This window comes from Acidisphaera sp. L21, assembly GCF_009765685.1.
Lineage (GTDB): Bacteria > Pseudomonadota > Alphaproteobacteria > Acetobacterales > Acetobacteraceae > LMUY01.
In genome coordinates, this window is sequence record NZ_LMUY01000140.1 from 3,767 (window position 1) to 18,702 (window position 14,936).

Annotated in this window: 16 protein-coding genes; 8 read left to right on the top strand and 8 right to left on the bottom strand. The window is 59.5% G+C overall.

Annotation, left to right across the window (positions count from 1 at the left end; genetic code table 11):
- The coding region (locus tag GSQ76_RS25920) for an integrase core domain-containing protein (RefSeq protein WP_158747008.1) at positions 1 to 523 on the top strand (523 nt) is incomplete at its 5' end.
- Between the two features lie 178 nt (positions 524 to 701).
- Here GSQ76_RS25920 and GSQ76_RS25925 read toward each other — a convergent pair.
- Complete coding sequence (locus tag GSQ76_RS25925) at positions 702 to 1,544, bottom strand: alpha/beta fold hydrolase (protein ID WP_158746979.1); 843 nt, start codon at positions 1,542 to 1,544, stop codon at positions 702 to 704.
- 240 nt (positions 1,545 to 1,784) lie between these two features.
- On the opposite strand from GSQ76_RS25925, the gene GSQ76_RS25930 reads away from it, so the two are divergent.
- Positions 1,785 to 3,005 carry an ABC transporter substrate-binding protein gene (locus GSQ76_RS25930; protein ID WP_158746980.1) on the top strand — a complete coding sequence of 407 codons (1,221 nt, stop codon included), beginning with the start codon at positions 1,785 to 1,787 and terminating at the stop codon, positions 3,003 to 3,005.
- Between the two features lie 239 nt (positions 3,006 to 3,244).
- On the top strand, positions 3,245 to 4,483 hold the full coding sequence (locus GSQ76_RS25935; RefSeq protein WP_158746981.1) for a potassium channel family protein: 1,239 nt from the start codon (positions 3,245 to 3,247) through the stop codon (positions 4,481 to 4,483).
- A 28-nt stretch (positions 4,484 to 4,511) separates the two neighbouring features.
- On the opposite strand, the gene GSQ76_RS25940 is transcribed toward GSQ76_RS25935, so the two are convergent.
- The 7 genes from GSQ76_RS25940 to GSQ76_RS32935 all read right to left on the bottom strand — a co-directional run bounded on the left by GSQ76_RS25940 (position 4,512) and on the right by GSQ76_RS32935 (position 10,422).
- A complete protein-coding gene (locus GSQ76_RS25940; RefSeq protein ID WP_158746982.1) occupies positions 4,512 to 4,919 on the bottom strand; it encodes a hypothetical protein in 408 nt (135 codons plus the stop codon).
- Complete coding sequence (locus tag GSQ76_RS25945; RefSeq protein ID WP_158746983.1) at positions 4,909 to 5,280, bottom strand: DUF4189 domain-containing protein; 372 nt, start codon at positions 5,278 to 5,280, stop codon at positions 4,909 to 4,911. The genes GSQ76_RS25940 and GSQ76_RS25945 overlap by 11 nt, the downstream gene beginning before the upstream one ends.
- A gap of 242 nt (positions 5,281 to 5,522) precedes the next feature.
- Complete coding sequence (locus GSQ76_RS25950) at positions 5,523 to 5,768, bottom strand: hypothetical protein (RefSeq protein ID WP_158746984.1); 246 nt, start codon at positions 5,766 to 5,768, stop codon at positions 5,523 to 5,525.
- A 122-nt stretch (positions 5,769 to 5,890) separates the two neighbouring features.
- Positions 5,891 to 7,522, bottom strand: a complete 1,632-nt coding sequence (locus GSQ76_RS25955; RefSeq protein ID WP_158746985.1) for a hypothetical protein — start codon at positions 7,520 to 7,522, stop codon at positions 5,891 to 5,893.
- Positions 7,523 to 8,040: 518 nt separating this feature from the next.
- Positions 8,041 to 8,724, bottom strand: a complete 684-nt coding sequence (locus tag GSQ76_RS25960) for a ParA family protein (protein WP_158746986.1) — start codon at positions 8,722 to 8,724, stop codon at positions 8,041 to 8,043.
- A 172-nt stretch (positions 8,725 to 8,896) separates the two neighbouring features.
- Positions 8,897 to 9,694, bottom strand: coding sequence for a type II secretion system protein GspK (locus tag GSQ76_RS25965; RefSeq protein WP_158746987.1), 798 nt, complete (start codon positions 9,692 to 9,694; stop codon positions 8,897 to 8,899).
- Complete coding sequence (locus tag GSQ76_RS32935) at positions 9,694 to 10,422, bottom strand: A24 family peptidase (RefSeq protein WP_158746988.1); 729 nt, start codon at positions 10,420 to 10,422, stop codon at positions 9,694 to 9,696. Before GSQ76_RS32935 ends, GSQ76_RS25965 begins: the two co-directional genes overlap by 1 nt.
- A gap of 109 nt (positions 10,423 to 10,531) precedes the next feature.
- Between GSQ76_RS32935 and GSQ76_RS25975 the strand changes: the two genes are divergently transcribed.
- From GSQ76_RS25975 to GSQ76_RS25995, 5 genes are all read left to right on the top strand, one after another.
- Positions 10,532 to 12,190 carry a GspE/PulE family protein gene (locus GSQ76_RS25975; protein WP_254070635.1) on the top strand — a complete coding sequence of 553 codons (1,659 nt, stop codon included), beginning with the start codon at positions 10,532 to 10,534 and terminating at the stop codon, positions 12,188 to 12,190.
- A gap of 80 nt (positions 12,191 to 12,270) precedes the next feature.
- Positions 12,271 to 13,413, top strand: a complete 1,143-nt coding sequence (locus tag GSQ76_RS25980) for a type II secretion system F family protein (protein ID WP_254070636.1) — start codon at positions 12,271 to 12,273, stop codon at positions 13,411 to 13,413.
- Positions 13,410 to 13,820, top strand: coding sequence for a Tfp pilus assembly protein FimT/FimU (locus tag GSQ76_RS25985; RefSeq protein ID WP_158746991.1), 411 nt, complete (start codon positions 13,410 to 13,412; stop codon positions 13,818 to 13,820). Before GSQ76_RS25980 ends, GSQ76_RS25985 begins: the two co-directional genes overlap by 4 nt.
- Complete coding sequence (locus GSQ76_RS25990) at positions 13,810 to 14,217, top strand: prepilin-type N-terminal cleavage/methylation domain-containing protein (protein ID WP_158746992.1); 408 nt, start codon at positions 13,810 to 13,812, stop codon at positions 14,215 to 14,217. Before GSQ76_RS25985 ends, GSQ76_RS25990 begins: the two co-directional genes overlap by 11 nt.
- The gene (locus GSQ76_RS25995) at positions 14,214 to 14,840 is read left to right on the top strand and encodes a prepilin-type N-terminal cleavage/methylation domain-containing protein (RefSeq protein ID WP_158746993.1); all 627 of its coding nucleotides are present in this window, start codon (positions 14,214 to 14,216) and stop codon (positions 14,838 to 14,840) included. Before GSQ76_RS25990 ends, GSQ76_RS25995 begins: the two co-directional genes overlap by 4 nt.
- Positions 14,841 to 14,936 lie beyond the last annotated feature (96 nt).

Genomic DNA, 14,936 nt, shown 5'->3' on the forward strand with positions numbered 1-14,936 from the left:
AAACATGTTCCTGGCCATCGATCGCGTGTCCAAGTTTACCTACGTCGAGTTCCGAGATGACGTCGGCAAGATGAACGGAGCCGACTTTCTCCGTGGCGTCATTAGCGCCTTTCCATACGCCATCCATACCGTTCTGACCGACAATGGAATGGCCTTCGCCGACTTGCCAAAGAACCGCAATGGGCCAACTAGGCGTTATCTCGGCCCGCACATCTTCGATCGCGTCTGCAATGAGAACGGCATCGTACACAAGCTCACCAAGCCATACCACCCGTGGACAAATGGTCAGGCAGAACGAATGAACCGCACTGTGAAGGAGGCCACTATCAAGACATTCCACTATCCCGACCTTGAAAGCCTCAAGGCCCACGTCCTTGCTTTCGTGTCAGCATACAATTTTGCCAAACACCTAAAGTCTATCCGGTGGAAGACACCCTTCGAATTCGTCTGCCATGCCTGGACGACGACCCCAGCCATCTTTAAACTTAACCCGTGTCACCTCATCCCGGGACCAAACAGCTAGAGCGGCCGTGTGGTCGGCAGCCGTATGGGGAGGTGCGGCGCAAGCCGAAACGAGCAGGGTGACGGCGACGCAGGCTCGAGTGAAGATCATTGCCAATTTGTAGCGCCCCCTTGCTCGTGCCGATAGGTGCCGAGGTCACAATTCTACCCGTGAAGGCGCGCTTCTCAACCGGTGTCGGTCACAGCTCTCGACAGGTTACCCCGTCATGGGCCGCCATAAAGTGCAGTATGTGATCGGCGCAGGTTGCGGGGGCTAAGGTCCAGATCATGTGGGTGGCAATCGATAGGTGCACCAGCTGAAAGTTGGTCAGCCCAGCACGCAATGCCGCTTCCTGCTCGCCTGTGACACGACCTCCACTTGGATAAAGCCCAAGCACCGGTACGCGCACGTTCTCCAGCAAAGGTGTCGCGTCCACGACGGCGGCAAGGCGCGACATTGCGATCATCACCTCGACATCAGACTTGCCCATCTCCGCCCCATACCACTCAAGCAGGCCTGGTTCGGCGTCTGACGGAAAGCGTGTCGCTGTGTTCACGGCTGCCGCCCAGCCTTTTGAACCCATAAGGCGCAATGCGTCTTGCCAGGTTGAATGATCGAAGGCGAAGGTCTTCTGCGTCCAGGGGCTAATGGACAGCGGCGCTGCTAGCAGCGACAAGGTGCGGACCCGGTCCGGGTGATGAGCGGCCAGCGCCATTCCAATGATGCCGCCGAGCGACTCACCCGCATAGTGAAAGTCACGCGCACCGACTGCGTCCGCGATACTGACCAAGTCGGCAACATAGTTGTCTACGGTGATTCCGGTCGGGAGGTCGAAGTCGCGCGACGACTGCCCCAGGCCGCGCAGGTCTGGGCACACGACACGATAGAACCGACTCAGGTATGGGATCATGTTATACCAGAACCTGGATGACCGCCCAAAGCCGTGCTGCAGCAGTAGGACAGGGGCATTCTTCCAGGGATCAGTGTAGTCGTGCACCTCGTAGTTCAAGGCGACGCCGTCGTGCGCGTTGGTCTTGGGCATGGTTCCTCCCGCTGCATCTCAATGCGTCCACTTGGCCCATCTTGCGTCAGCAACGAGCTTGGCATCGGTCCGGCGGCTTTCTTGAGGGTATCGTGATCGGTTGGCGATCCCACGGCAAGTGAGAGTACCTCGTTGCGTTGACAGCGCAACGACATCGGCGGATCGTCGGGACCAATAAAGCCGCCCCTTTTAAGCGGGATGACCCGCGCGCAGCGGCGGACTGGGCAGGGAGTGGTCTATATGGATTTTACGAGGCGATCGGTGCTGGGCACCGGGATCTCGGCGGCGGCCGGACTTGCGACGGGGTATGCGCATGCGGCGGGTGAGCCGGTCCGTATCGGCGTTCTAAACGACCAATCGGGTCCCTATTCAGCGTCCATGGGCCGCGGATCTGTGATTGCAGCGAACATGGCGGTAGAGGATTTCGGCCCGACCGTGCTCGGTCGACCAATCGAGATCATGGCGGCCGATCATCAGAATAGCGTCGACATCGGCACCAGCATTGCCCGACAGTGGTGTGACACGGGTGGGGTCGGACTAATCATCGACATCGGTCACTCTGCCATTGCTCTTGGCGTGCAGGATATTGTGCGCGCCCGCAACAAGATCGCAATTTACACTGCCGTTGGCACCACCCAAATCACCGAGCAGGCATGCAGTCCAAACGGTTTTTCCTGGTGCTACGACGCTTATGCGCTCTGCAACGGCCTGGTTAGTGCAATGGCCGGCCGAGAATTGAAGACCTGGTTCCTGCTGGTTACCGATTATGCGTTCGGGCATTCTCTGGAGGAGGAGGTAGAGGCCGCGGTCGGGCGAAACAACGGCCGCGTGGTCGGTAGGGTTCGGCATCCGGAGCACACAAACGACTTCAGCGCCTACATCTTACAGGCGCTTGCGGCAAAGCCTCAGCCGCAAGTTTTGGGTCTTCTCAACAGCGCCGAGGATATGGCGAATTCGCTGAAGCAGGCAACGGAGTTTGGCTTCCGCCAGAATGGCAGGCAAGTCGCGGCACCTCTGGTCAATATTACCGATGTCCACTCGATGGGGTTGGAGCTAGCTCAGGGATTGACGTTCTTGATCGCCTTCGTTTGGGACCGGACGGATGCTACACGCCGTTTCAGCGAGCGGTTCATGGCGCGACACAAAGCACCGCCTACCATGCCCCAGGCTGCCGTGTATTCCGGCACGTTACACTATCTAAGGGCTGTCGCTGCGGCTGGAACGTCCGATACTGATCCGGTGATAGCTGCCATGCGGGCTAACCGAGTACGAGACGTTTACGCCGAGGACGGTTGGATTCGTGCTGATGGGCGCATGATGCACGACATGTATCTCGTGCAGGTGAAAGCTCCTAACAAATCGAAAGGGCCTTGGGATTACAGCGACATCTTGTCCACGGTTCCTGCGGACAAAGCGTTCAGACTGCTATCTGAAAGCAAATGCCCGTTGGTCCACAGTTAAGGCCCTTTAAAGCAGCCTGCTGATGTTCGCCGTGGTGCGGATGACGATGGTCTAAGCTGTCAGCATTCCCCTGATCAGGGGCATCGGAGATCCCGGCCGGAGGGCCAAGGCAAATCATCGACGCTATGTAAAACTAAAAAACACCACCCCGCAGCCCGACGTGCGTGAGGGCGGCTCCGCCGGGTTCCTTAGCCTTGCCGTCGTCCAGACATGGACACTACGCCGAGAATGCGTCCTGCATGGTCACCGCGCGTTGTGTGCCCATGAAACTTGTTCTTGCGTTGGTGGCGTTGCTCGTCCTCGTCGTCATCCTCCAGGATGCCTTTGAGGTCATGCTTCTGCCTCGCCGGATACGTCGCGGGCTACGGTTTGCAAGTCTGTTCTTCCGGACGACGTGGCGCTGTTGGTCGGCTCTGGCCAAAAGGATTCGCTCCGACGACCGGCGGGAGCAGGTGCTGGGGCTCTACGGCCCGCTGTCAATGCTGCTCCTGTTCTCGATCTGGGCAGTTACCCTCATCGTCGCGTTTGGTGTCCTGGCTTGGACCCTGCAGCCGCCGGTAACTCAATCAGGTCCGGTCTCATCAATCAGTGAGCAGATCTACATGAGTGGGGTGACGTTCTTCACCTTGGGATATGGCGACGTCGTACCGCATAGCTCCTCCGCCCGAGCCCTCTCCGTCATCGAGGCCGGGACAGGGCTGGGTTTCATCGCCGTCGTCATCGGCTACCTTCCCGTGCTCTACCAGTTCTTCTCACGCCGGGAAGCGCATGTGATCCAGCTGGACGGCCGTGCCGGCTCGCCGCCAACCGCGACGACAATGCTGTGCCGACATGCCGATGACGGTCGCCTGGATCAACTGAATGTAGCGCTCCGGGATTGGGAGGTGTGGAGCGCGGAGTTGCTGGAGAGCCACCTGTCCTACCCGATGCTCGCCTACTACCGGTCGCAGCACCATAACCAGTCCTGGTTGACGGCACTGGCTTGCATCATGGATGCCTGTTCCCTTGTGCTAGTGGGGACGTCGGGGCTTCCGCCTCTACAGGCCCGCATGACGTTCACTATGGCCCGGCAAGTTCTGGTGGAGATGTCCCAATCATTTGGCATCCGCCCTTCGCGCTATGACGGCGGAGATCGTCTTGGCCAAGACGGATATCAGAATATGGTCGAGACACTGACCAAGGCCAGTCTGACTTGGGATAACGATCCTGAGACAGAACACACGCTGGCAGCCCTCAGGGCTACCTATGAGCCGCTCATGGACGGGCTTGCGAGGTATTTATTGCTGGCCGTTCCGAAGTGGGTGCCGAGCGATGACGCAACCGATCATTGGGAAGGCGGTCACCGTGGGATGATTGCTCGACGCCTGGTGGAGGAATTGAGCGACCGCCAAGGTCGGAGTTCAACCCCCAATGGGTCCCGAACAGATGAGCGCCTGTGGCGCAAGCTCAGGCGGCGTTTGAAAGATGATCAGACCTAATTGTGATATGTGCCACTGAACCTGAATATCATGGCTCCTCGTGCAGCAGATCAGCAGGCACGAGACCACCGGTGCGGTTTCGAGTGTCCGTGAAGCTTCTCCCCCGCCAGTCGGCATTTCGTGCCGCTGGGCTGAAGTCGAACACAAAGGTCAAAAGCCCTTTTGGCAGCGAGCCAATTTGAGCTCTGCTGAAGTCGCGAATGCGACCTCCAAGTTCAGATTTAATGGACGTTGGTGGGTGAAGGTAGAGCCAGCCGCCGAGTAGGGCTTGGGCGTCATCGTCCGACAGGTCCCACCAGCCACTATGGTAGAACCCCGTTTCGGCTTCGAAGGACAGCCCCTTTAGCTTACCGTCATCTCCACGTTGGCATCGAACGTGCAATGCATTCACCGAATGCATTGTTCTGCGGGCCGTTGGATTAAGCTCAATCGCCACCTTTGTCACACCCCGACAGATAAAGTCCGCACCCTTGATGCTTTCGCTCACAGACCGAGTAGGCCTCGTGCTGCGCCTGTCCTTCATATGGCTTAACGCCATAACCGAAACCGCCGAGGCGATTGCGCGCGATGGCAGCACAGGCCGCATGAAAATGCTCGACGATCTTACAATCTGCCCCACACCCGCTCAGCGCAACGTCGTCTGCAGTCTCAGCGCTTGAGTGGTTGTATGACAGACCGAAGCGTCCATCATCGCTCTGGGCGATGGCGCCTTCAGCCATGGCGCTCGTCGTTGCTATAGCAAGGATGGCACCAACGATCACGTTTTGCAGGCCTAAAGTTCTCCACAGAAGCAGCATGAAGACTGAACAGCCAAGCCCAGGAAAAGATGCAGCTTTCGTTGTAATCGCCCCGGAAATAAGGACCTGAACTATTGAGGCTTAGGAATAAAGGCGAACTTACCTGACGCGTTGTAACGTATCGGCGAGAATGCCATCAAGCTCAGCTATGACATCCGCTAATCCTGCTTTGCGGACACAACGATGGCAGGGTGCTGCCTGATTAGGAAGCGACGTAAGATAGTAGAGTGGGCGGTAGTCCCTCAGACTTTGAACATGTCTAACTGATTCACGGGGACCTCATCCCTGGCGCTCTCGGCTTCAACGATGCGTTTGGCTAGCCAGATGCTGAGCGCCTTGATGTCGGACATCCGAGCGGGCGCATTAATATGCGCGTTCTTGGCCGTTCTTACTTTGACGGTGAACTGCGGATCCTCCCGAGAATGGTTCGCATCATAGACGATAGTTACTTCGTTCGGACCAGTCGCTATCCTGATCTTTTCGCTCATGCCGTGAAGTTCCCCGTGCCAAAGCCCGTTATTCGAATGCTTGGCTTTGCGTAGGTCGATTTGGCTGGCGCCAGCTACTCGGCATCTTCGAGTGACACTGACCGCCACGATAGTTCGAGACTTTATGCTCGAGCTCGTGCCGCGAAGATGCTACGTTTGGCGATTGCGACCATGGCAGGTATCTCTGCAAGTGATCGACCTGTTAGCAGCTCGTGTGCCAGCACCACGCAGTCCTGCCACCGTCCAAACGGCGTCGGATTGTCGGTGGCCGCTTGCAGCCACAGCACCAGCAGCAAGAGCCGCTCCACCCAGATCTCGCGTCGTGTTGGCAGCACCTCCTCCAGCATACGCCGCACCGACACTTCCCGCTTCGGTCGAGGCCGTCCCTCGACCAGAACTCGGACAGTTGCGTCGTCCTCGAACCACGATTGCATCATCATGTGCTTCTCGATCCAGCTACCGCTCCGCTGCAGCGAGGCTGCTATTGCTGCCGAATTTGTCAGTGCCACTCCCAGTCCCGTAAACAGCCGCTCGACATCTGCCGACACATCGAGACCACGATTCTTCCAGTCCGCCGCGCCGATCTGCTCGGCGATGTCCACGATCGTCGCTGACGGCAGGTTTCCTACAGCCAGACCCCGCGCGATATGGTGCTGTATCACTGTGTCTAGGTGCTCACGCCCGGTTGCATGCCATGTCGCCGCTTCTTGCGTCTCTTTGATCGAATTATTGATTTCCCGTCGAGGCACCCGCGTGTCGCACCAGGCGTCGCGGATGCCGAAGCCCTGCTTGAGGAGGAGGCCCGCAAACAGACCGGCCCGCTTGCCTAGCGAGGTTACGAGCAGGCTCTGCGCGCCCGAACCGTCCACCATCGACCCGTAAATCGACAGCGCCGACGGCACTACCCATTGTGCGCACGTCACCCCCTTGACCCGCATTTTGCGGGCTAGCTGGTCGATCCCTTCGCGCTCCGCCTCTGGAACCCAATTGCGGATCAACAGGGTGCGCCGCAACATCACAGGCGAGATCATTTCCGGATTGGTGACCTGCTCCAACACGGCGGCTGCCGCGTGGCGCACCGCCGGCTCAGGATCAAGCAGCAGCAGGGGCACCGCCTCGCGCAGCACCGCGTGCGGCGACAGACCGAGTTCGTGGGTCATATAGGCGCGCAAATCGGCGGGCATCAGCGTGCCCGTCTCGGCCAGCCCCTCCACCACCATGAAAGGGTTGTCGGATGCAGCGCCGATCTCGTCGAGTAGCCTCCGAAACTGCTGTGGGATTTCCTGGGGCAACGGCGCCTCGCCAGGTATGGCATCGACCGCCGCCATGGTCAGCGCCTCCTGCATCTCCGGGCGGATCGGCACCTTGGCCACCTTGAGCAGGTTGACCAGATCGAACCAATCCTGCTCCGGCAAGGCTTTGGCCTGGATCAGCGCAATCAGCTTCTCTTGGAAAGTATCGAGCATCTCCCGCGCCCAGTTGTGGCCACGCTCAAGCTTGTAGCGGATTAGTTCCAGTTGGCTGGCGAGCAGCAATCGGCTTGCGGCGAGTAGCGCTTCGTCACGCTTGCGAACGGTGCTGGCTGCCACGGTGACGTCGAGCAGCGACCATAGGCTTTGCGGGTGGCTCTCCAGCCAGGGCGGCCCGACCATCTCAAGTGACGGTGCGCCGCTGTGGCGCAACTCGGCGGCGACGACACTCACCAGAGCTTTGACGCGCCGGATGTCCTCGGCGGTAGACGTTGGCTGTGACATGGCAGGAGGCTTTGCCAGAAAGGCTGGCTACACGCCACCTTCTGCGACATGGACAAGGCGGCGGTGGCGTCTCGGATGGGCAAGGCCGCACCGGTCGTTCTCGCGAAGCCGTCGCCTCCACCTCATCAATAATCGATAACTAGGTTCTGAGGCCTGACGTCGAAAATCGAGATGCGTTCGGCTTCAACCAAACCCCGCCTCAATACCCACTAGTGGTTAAAGTTGCCTCCGGTTGCTAAAGGGTTTCAAGTCCCAGTGGGGGATCTCGTGGCCCTGATCCCTCAAGAGGTTAGCAAACATCACGCGGACAGACCCGGTGGCCTCGGACAACTGGGCGATCACACGGGCCATGGCCGGCGTGCAGGCAAAATTTATCTGCACCACCTTAGGGGGCCGCTCCCGGCTAGATTTGCCTGCCGTTGGAGCTTCCACGGCAACCGGAAGCAATGCGGTGGGTGGCGTCGCAGGCTCTCCAGTGGTGCGAGGTATATGGGAGGTCCCGACCTTAAGCGCTGCGGTCAGCTCTTCGGGCGCGAGAGGTTTGCTCTTGAAGGCGGCGGCCATGCTTCTATGCCCACTAGTGAGTGTATATGCTCTATTACCTCAAGCGCCGCTTTACCCAAAGCCCCTGATGTAGGGACTAGTCCAGAATAGGTATATTTTTCCATTGCCACGTAGGATCCAATGGCCGTTGGCAGCCTCTCAAGCTTAAAGCTTTCGATGTCGTCGAGGGTCGCCTGTTCAGCCAGTCCGCGTGGGTTCCATGCATTTAGAAGTATCCGGCACGGGATAGAGCGCCGAGCAATCTGGGAAACTGACTCCGCTTGTCTCACCGTCTTCGCCGCCTCGATCAGGCTGTGGCGGTCTGGTAGAACAGGGATCAGCACCAACGAGGCCACACCCATGGCAAAACTGGCCGTTTGGTTCCGAAACCCAGCTGTGTCTATTATGGTTACATTGTGCTGTCCTGACACTTCCAGGGCGTGGGCAACGATCTCGTCCTCGTCGATACACTGGCTGACCGAAAGGGCAGGATACCCGCCATAGGTGGTTCGGTGCCAAGTGCTGAAGCTGCCGTTGGGATCTGCGTCGATCACGGCAGCTCGGAGACCAGCGAAGGCTAGATTAACCGAGAGTAGAGCGGTGATCGCGCTCTTGCCATTGCCGCCTTTGCTCGAGCAGATAGCGACAATAGTTCCCATAGAACCAATGGTACCCGAAGGACCATCAGAGGTTCAAGAGAGGTTTATAGGTTACGTTACCCCAAGGGGATACTAGAATAACTTTAGCCACTAGTGGGCATAGTGATGGATTGGCCAGTAGGAAAGAGGCATCGACCACGCGAACGCCCGATAGGGCACTTAATTGCGCACATTATTCAGCGGGTAAGCTGACCCATAGCAGAATGTCAGCTGGCCGCTCGGACTGATTTCGACCGAGTGTCAGGATGGCATTGCGGATAAACCGGCCGCCATCGGAACCACGCGCATCGACGGTCACGTTCAGCACCTTTGGTCGGTTGGTCGATGCAGACAACGTCCCGCCGCCAAGACTCCGCAAGGCCGACTGAATGATCGTGTCGGCTCGGGCGGCTTGCACCGGTCCTTCTGTAAAAATTGACAGGTGCGGACGCAGTTGGGCCAGTAGTTGGGGGGTCATTCCAATGACTAGCCCCAGTTCGTCGATGCTGCGAAAAGGCTGACCAGTGGGGGCGGCACTCAGGCCAGCGCTACGATAACGCTGAATCACCGGCTCGCGTGCACCTGGAGCTCGCCAGTCTACCACTGATTGTGCGATGGCAGTCGCCTGTGTGGGTTCGGCCCCAATCGCGATTAACAGAGCGGCGAATAGCTCTGGCGGTGCGGTGTTCGGGTTCAAGAAAGCCGATTCGTCGCGGATCCGGACATCGAGTTCATAGCCGCCGATACGCATTGTGTGAGCCGAGCCGTCGGGCAACCAAGCGCGCGGCGATGTGTCGCTAGCGTGGAACGCGGCGGCGTATATGCCACCATCCGCCGCTGCTTCGGCCGCGGCCGAGCGACGCAGATTACCCGCAAGTTGAAGTTGGCTCCTGCCGGCCGCCGTAATGCCGGTGGCTAGCAGGGACAACAAAACGAGTGACCACAGCACGATAAGCAGTGCGAAACCACGCGGCATCTGCGTTGCCCGCATCAGTGCTCTACGTAGAGGCGGGTTAGCCACGTCCCCAACGCCAGGAATGTGCCAAAGGGTACGACTGTATTCGCTCTAAGCCCCCGACCTTGAAGCGCCGTAACGGTAATCCCCATCAATGCTGCAATCAGAATGGTTGGCCCTAGTCCTTCCAACCCAACCCATGCCCCCGCTGCGGCCAACATTTTCGCATCGCCGCCCCCAAGGCCCTCTCGGCCACGCCAAGCCTGGTAAGCCCACCCTAGTAATCGTAGCGCAAGGTAACCCACCGCGGCGGCGGCGGCATGATCGGAGGCTAAACCGGGATCCAGAGCGGCAGTTGCAGCCAGCCCTGCTAGCAGCAGAGGCAGAGTCAACACGTCTGGAAGGCGTAAATGGGTCCAGTCGATGCAGGCGAGAGCCAGCAACGTCCATCCCAGCACGCAATCCACCCACAAAATGGCAGGATCCAGCTCAACCAATATGGCGGATGTGGCGACGGCAATTGCGGCAAGTTCCAGCCCCAAATGCATCGGGGAGATGCGGGTACCACACTGCCGGCATCGTCCGCGCAGCCAAAGGAAGCTCAGGATCGGCACCAAATCAACCAACGACAACGTACGATGGCAATGCTCACACCGAGAGCGATCTAAGGCGATAGGCAACCCGATAGGTAAACGCCGCACTATCACACCGACGAAGCTGCCGATAAAGGGCGCAAGGGCCAGAACTAGGATTTGCTGAAACACCTAGAGGCATTGGCATCCTCTTCCCGTCAGCACAAGTATGGGCACTATGGATCCTTCGTCTCCCCTTACGATTTCAGATCGCAGTCTGCCCAACGTGGCGGCCGAGTCTGTGATCGCCCTGTTGGAGGCAAATGGGCAATGTGACGCCCGTACTGTTGATCGGGCCCGACGGGTCGCGGCCGAAAGCGGACAACGGATCGATCGTGTGCTGATCCAGCTCGGTCTGGTGAACGAGCGCGATCTCGCAGCCGCTTTTGCCACTCTGTTGAACCTGCCGCTCGCGGCACCGGAGCGATATCCGACAGTTCCGCTCCTGCCGGATTTGCTCGCAGCCCGCTTTTTACGCCACGCTCGCGCCTTGCCGGTCCTGGTAGATGAAAACGGGCTGGTACTAGCGATGGCAGACCCTCTCGACCGCTTCACACCTGCTGCGGCAGGCATTGCCACTGGTCAGTCCGTTCGCATCGAGGTTGCCATTCCGATCGATATAGAGGCTGCGCTGGACCGTCTCTATCCAGACAGTAACGCTCCTGCAGCCGATATTGGGGACACCAATGACGGTCTGGAGGAGGATACGGAGCGACTGAAGGACCTGGCGAGCGAGGCGCCGGTCATTCGCTTGGTTAACCAGATCATCCAACGCGCCGTGGAGACCCAAGCCTCGGATATCCATATAGAACCGTTCGAGGATAGGTTGCGCGTGCGCTATCGCTATGATGGCGTGCTGCACGAGGCAGACTCGCCATCGGTCCGGTTGGCACCAGCGATCATTTCCCGGCTGAAGATCATGTCCCGTCTTGATATTGCGGAGCGGCGATTGCCGCAGGATGGCCGGATCAAGCTGGCAGTGCGGGGCAGCGACATTGATTTTCGTGTCTCGACCATCCCGTCGCTGCACGGCGAGACGGTGGTGCTCAGGGTACTGGATCGCTCTGCCTTATCATTAGACTATGCCTCGCTGGGGCTAGCACCCGGGATTGTGCAGAAGTTGAAGCACACCTTCGACCTGCCAAACGGGATCGTACTGGTCACCGGACCGACCGGAAGCGGTAAGACCACAACACTCTATACAGGGTTGAACGGGTTGAATGCCGTCAGTCGGAAGGTTGTCACGGCAGAAGACCCAATTGAATACCAACTACACGGTATTAACCAGATTCAGGTTAAGCCACAGATAGGTCTTACTTTCGCAACTCTGCTGCGTTCTATTCTGCGGCAAGACCCTGACGTGATCATGGTCGGAGAAATTCGGGATGGGGAGACGGCGCAGATAGCAGTGCAGGCCGCCTTAACCGGTCATCTGGTGCTGTCGACGGTTCATACCAATTCCGCTGCCTCCACTATAGCCCGACTGCGGGACATGGGGCTGGAGGACTATCTGATGACGGCTGTGCTGCGTGGCATTCTGGCGCAGCGCCTGGTGCGGCGGCTGTGCCAAAATTGCCGCCGGCCTGCACCGGCGTTGCCTGAGATGGTCCGCCGCTTCGGCCTGGACCAGCGATGTGAGGGTGAACCAGTGCTATGGCACCCCGTGGGATGTCAGCATTGCCGGGACACCGGTTATCGCGGGCGTCAGGCTATAGCCGAGTTCCTGCAACTGGATGCCACGATCGAGCGACTTATCTTCACACGCGCGGATGGATCTGAGATCGAGCGAGCTGCCGTCGCGGCTGGCATGGTCACCATGTTCGATGCCGGCGTCACCGCGGCGTTGGAAGGCACCACGACGATCGAGGAAGTCGTTCGCGCGATCCGCGCTGAGGTCTGATGCCTTTATTTCGCTACACTGCGATCAGTCCGGCCGGCACGATGGATCGGGGCGAGATGGAGGCGGAGGATGAGGCCGGGGTGATCCGCGCCCTGCAACGCGCGGGCTCCATTCCGGTAAAGGCCGTGCCCGCTGGAACCGCTGGGCTTGGGGCTCTGCTCAGCCTTGAGTTCGGACGCGGTGAGTCGCTTAGCCGGACCGAACTGACCAACGCCACCCGAGAGTTGTCTATCATGTTGGGCGCTGGGCAGGATATCGACCGGGCTATGCGGTTCCTGGTGGAAACGGCACCAAACCGGCGGGTAAGCGCGGTGCTGACGCAGGTGCGCGATGCACTGCGGGACGGCAAGCCCCTAGCAGCAGCTCTGGGACAGCAGCCTCGATCATTCCCGCGCCTCTATATTGGGTTAGTACGGGCAGGAGAGGCGGGAGGCACATTAGCCACAACCCTCGATAGGTTGGCGACCTTATTAGAGCGTGAGCGGTCGCTTGCCTCCACGGTAAAATCGGCCATGATTTACCCAGCGCTCCTGCTCGCGGCGGCGATTGGATCAGTCGTGCTGTTGCTGACCAGCGTGCTGCCAAAATTCGTGCCTCTTTTCGAGCAGAATGGGGCGTCATTGCCACGATCGACGCAATTGCTGGTCGATATGGGCGATGCCGTGTCAGCGTATGGGTTGTGGATGCTGTCAGCGCTGGTTCTACTGGGGGTAGCGGGTTGGCAAGGGCTGCAGCGGCCTGGCCCACGGTTAGTAGCGGACAGGTGGCTGCTGCGTATTCCCGTCATTGGTGGCTTATCAAAGGAGGTCGTGGCGGCTCGCTTCACTCGGACACTGGGCACTTTGTTGACCAACGGGGTGCCACTGATTGCTGCGCTCGGGATCGTCGCGGAGGCGGTGGGCAATCTCGCGGCGACTGCCGCGATCGAGGCCGCAAGTGGCAGCGCGAAGGGCGGTGCCGGATTGTCGGGGCCGCTGGCGGCTGCGCGAATCATGCCGTTGCGTACCATTTACCTGCTTCGCTTGGGAGAGGAGACGGCACAACTCGGCCCTATGGCGCTACGGGCAGCCGAGATCCATGAAGAAAAGACGCGGCTCGGCATTGGGCGGTTGGTATCGCTTCTGGTTCCGGTGATCACGATCGTCATGGGGGCAGTAGTGGCGGCCATCGTGTCGTCCTTGTTGATGGCAATGCTCAGCCTAAACGATCTGGCTTCCGGATGACACGGCACGACGATGGTGGCTTCACGCTGATCGAGATGCTCGTGGTGCTGGTTGTGCTCGGCATCATGATTGGACTGGTGGTTGCCCACGGTCCGTCTCGCAGCGCTGGGTTAGATGCCCGCATGGCGGCGAATATGCTGGCCGGAACATTGCGTGCAGCGCGCAGCGAGGCAATCGCAGCTGATCGCTCCGTCACTGTGGTGGTGGATGGCTCGGCCGGCACGGTTCGGGTCGGCGGCCGGCCGGCCCGGCTTATCGGCGCCCGAGTGGCTGCGGGCCAGCCGATCGTGTTTGCGCCAGATGGGTCTTCAGGCGGCGGCCAAATAGCCGTCACTGCCGGGACGGTGCACAAGGCGATCGCGGTAGACTGGCTGACGGGCCGGGTGAGCATCGTCGATGCGCGGTGATCGTGGTTTCACCCTGCTGGAGGTGCTAGTCGCCTTTATTATCGCTGCCATTGCTCTGACAGCCTTGTTCAGCGGTGCACTCGGCGGATTGCGCGCGGCCAACGTCTCTAGTCGATATGCAGAGGCAGTATCGCGGGCACAATCCCATCTGACTGCGGCCAGTGTCGGCGATGCATTGACGCCGGGTGACCGGCAGGGCGATGAGGGACACGGCTTTCATTGGCGCGTGAGGATAAGTCCGGTCGAGACAAGGCCTCCTGATTCAGCCAATCCGACACTTCCTATTCTGGCGCTGTATGCCATCAGCAGCGCCGTCTCCTGGACTGAGGAGAACCGTACGCGCACCGTGCAATTGGTTACCGAACGGCTGGCCAGCATGCCGCCACCTCCCCCATGATCGTGCCGGAGAATCAGGCTCCTGCTGGAGATGGCGGCTTCACTCTGCTGGAATTGCTGGTGGCTTTGGTCGTGTTCGGCTTCGTGCTAGCAGGGATTGCTGGCGGTGTGCAGTTTGGCCTACGTGCCGGTGACATGCAGGCTCGCAGAATAGCGGCCGATTCCGATCTAAGCGCTGCCGATCGTATCCTGCGTCGTCTGATAGCGGAAATGGACCCTGGTACCTTGACCGAAGCGCCCGAGATCGCCGGACGTGCCGGCAGTCTCGGTTTCATTACAGATCTAGGCTTTGCCGCAGCCGGTAGATTGGGAAATGGGGAGGCTGAGGTCGGGCTGGGCGTCGACGAGGGGCATCGGTTGGTGCTCCATTGGACACCCTATCGCCACGCCATAAACCTCGGGCCTGTACCCGTACCCGGCGTATCTGTGTTACTGGAGGGGGTGGATCGGGTGCAATTTTCCTATTGGGGACACGCGGAAGGCGGGTCTGGTCAGTGGCTTTCGGCCTGGACTGAAAAAGAAATCCCGCCTTTGGTGCGTATCCGGCTGACGTTCATACCCGGCAAGGGACAGGCTTGGCCCGATATCGTCGCCGCCACTGCACGCGTTGCGCGGAGTAGCTAGCCACCTAGCACGCTTGCTCCGGCGAGCCCACGGGCGCATTGCTGTATGCTGTACCAATTGGCATCCATATCCCGCAGCCACCCGTAGATAGTTTGC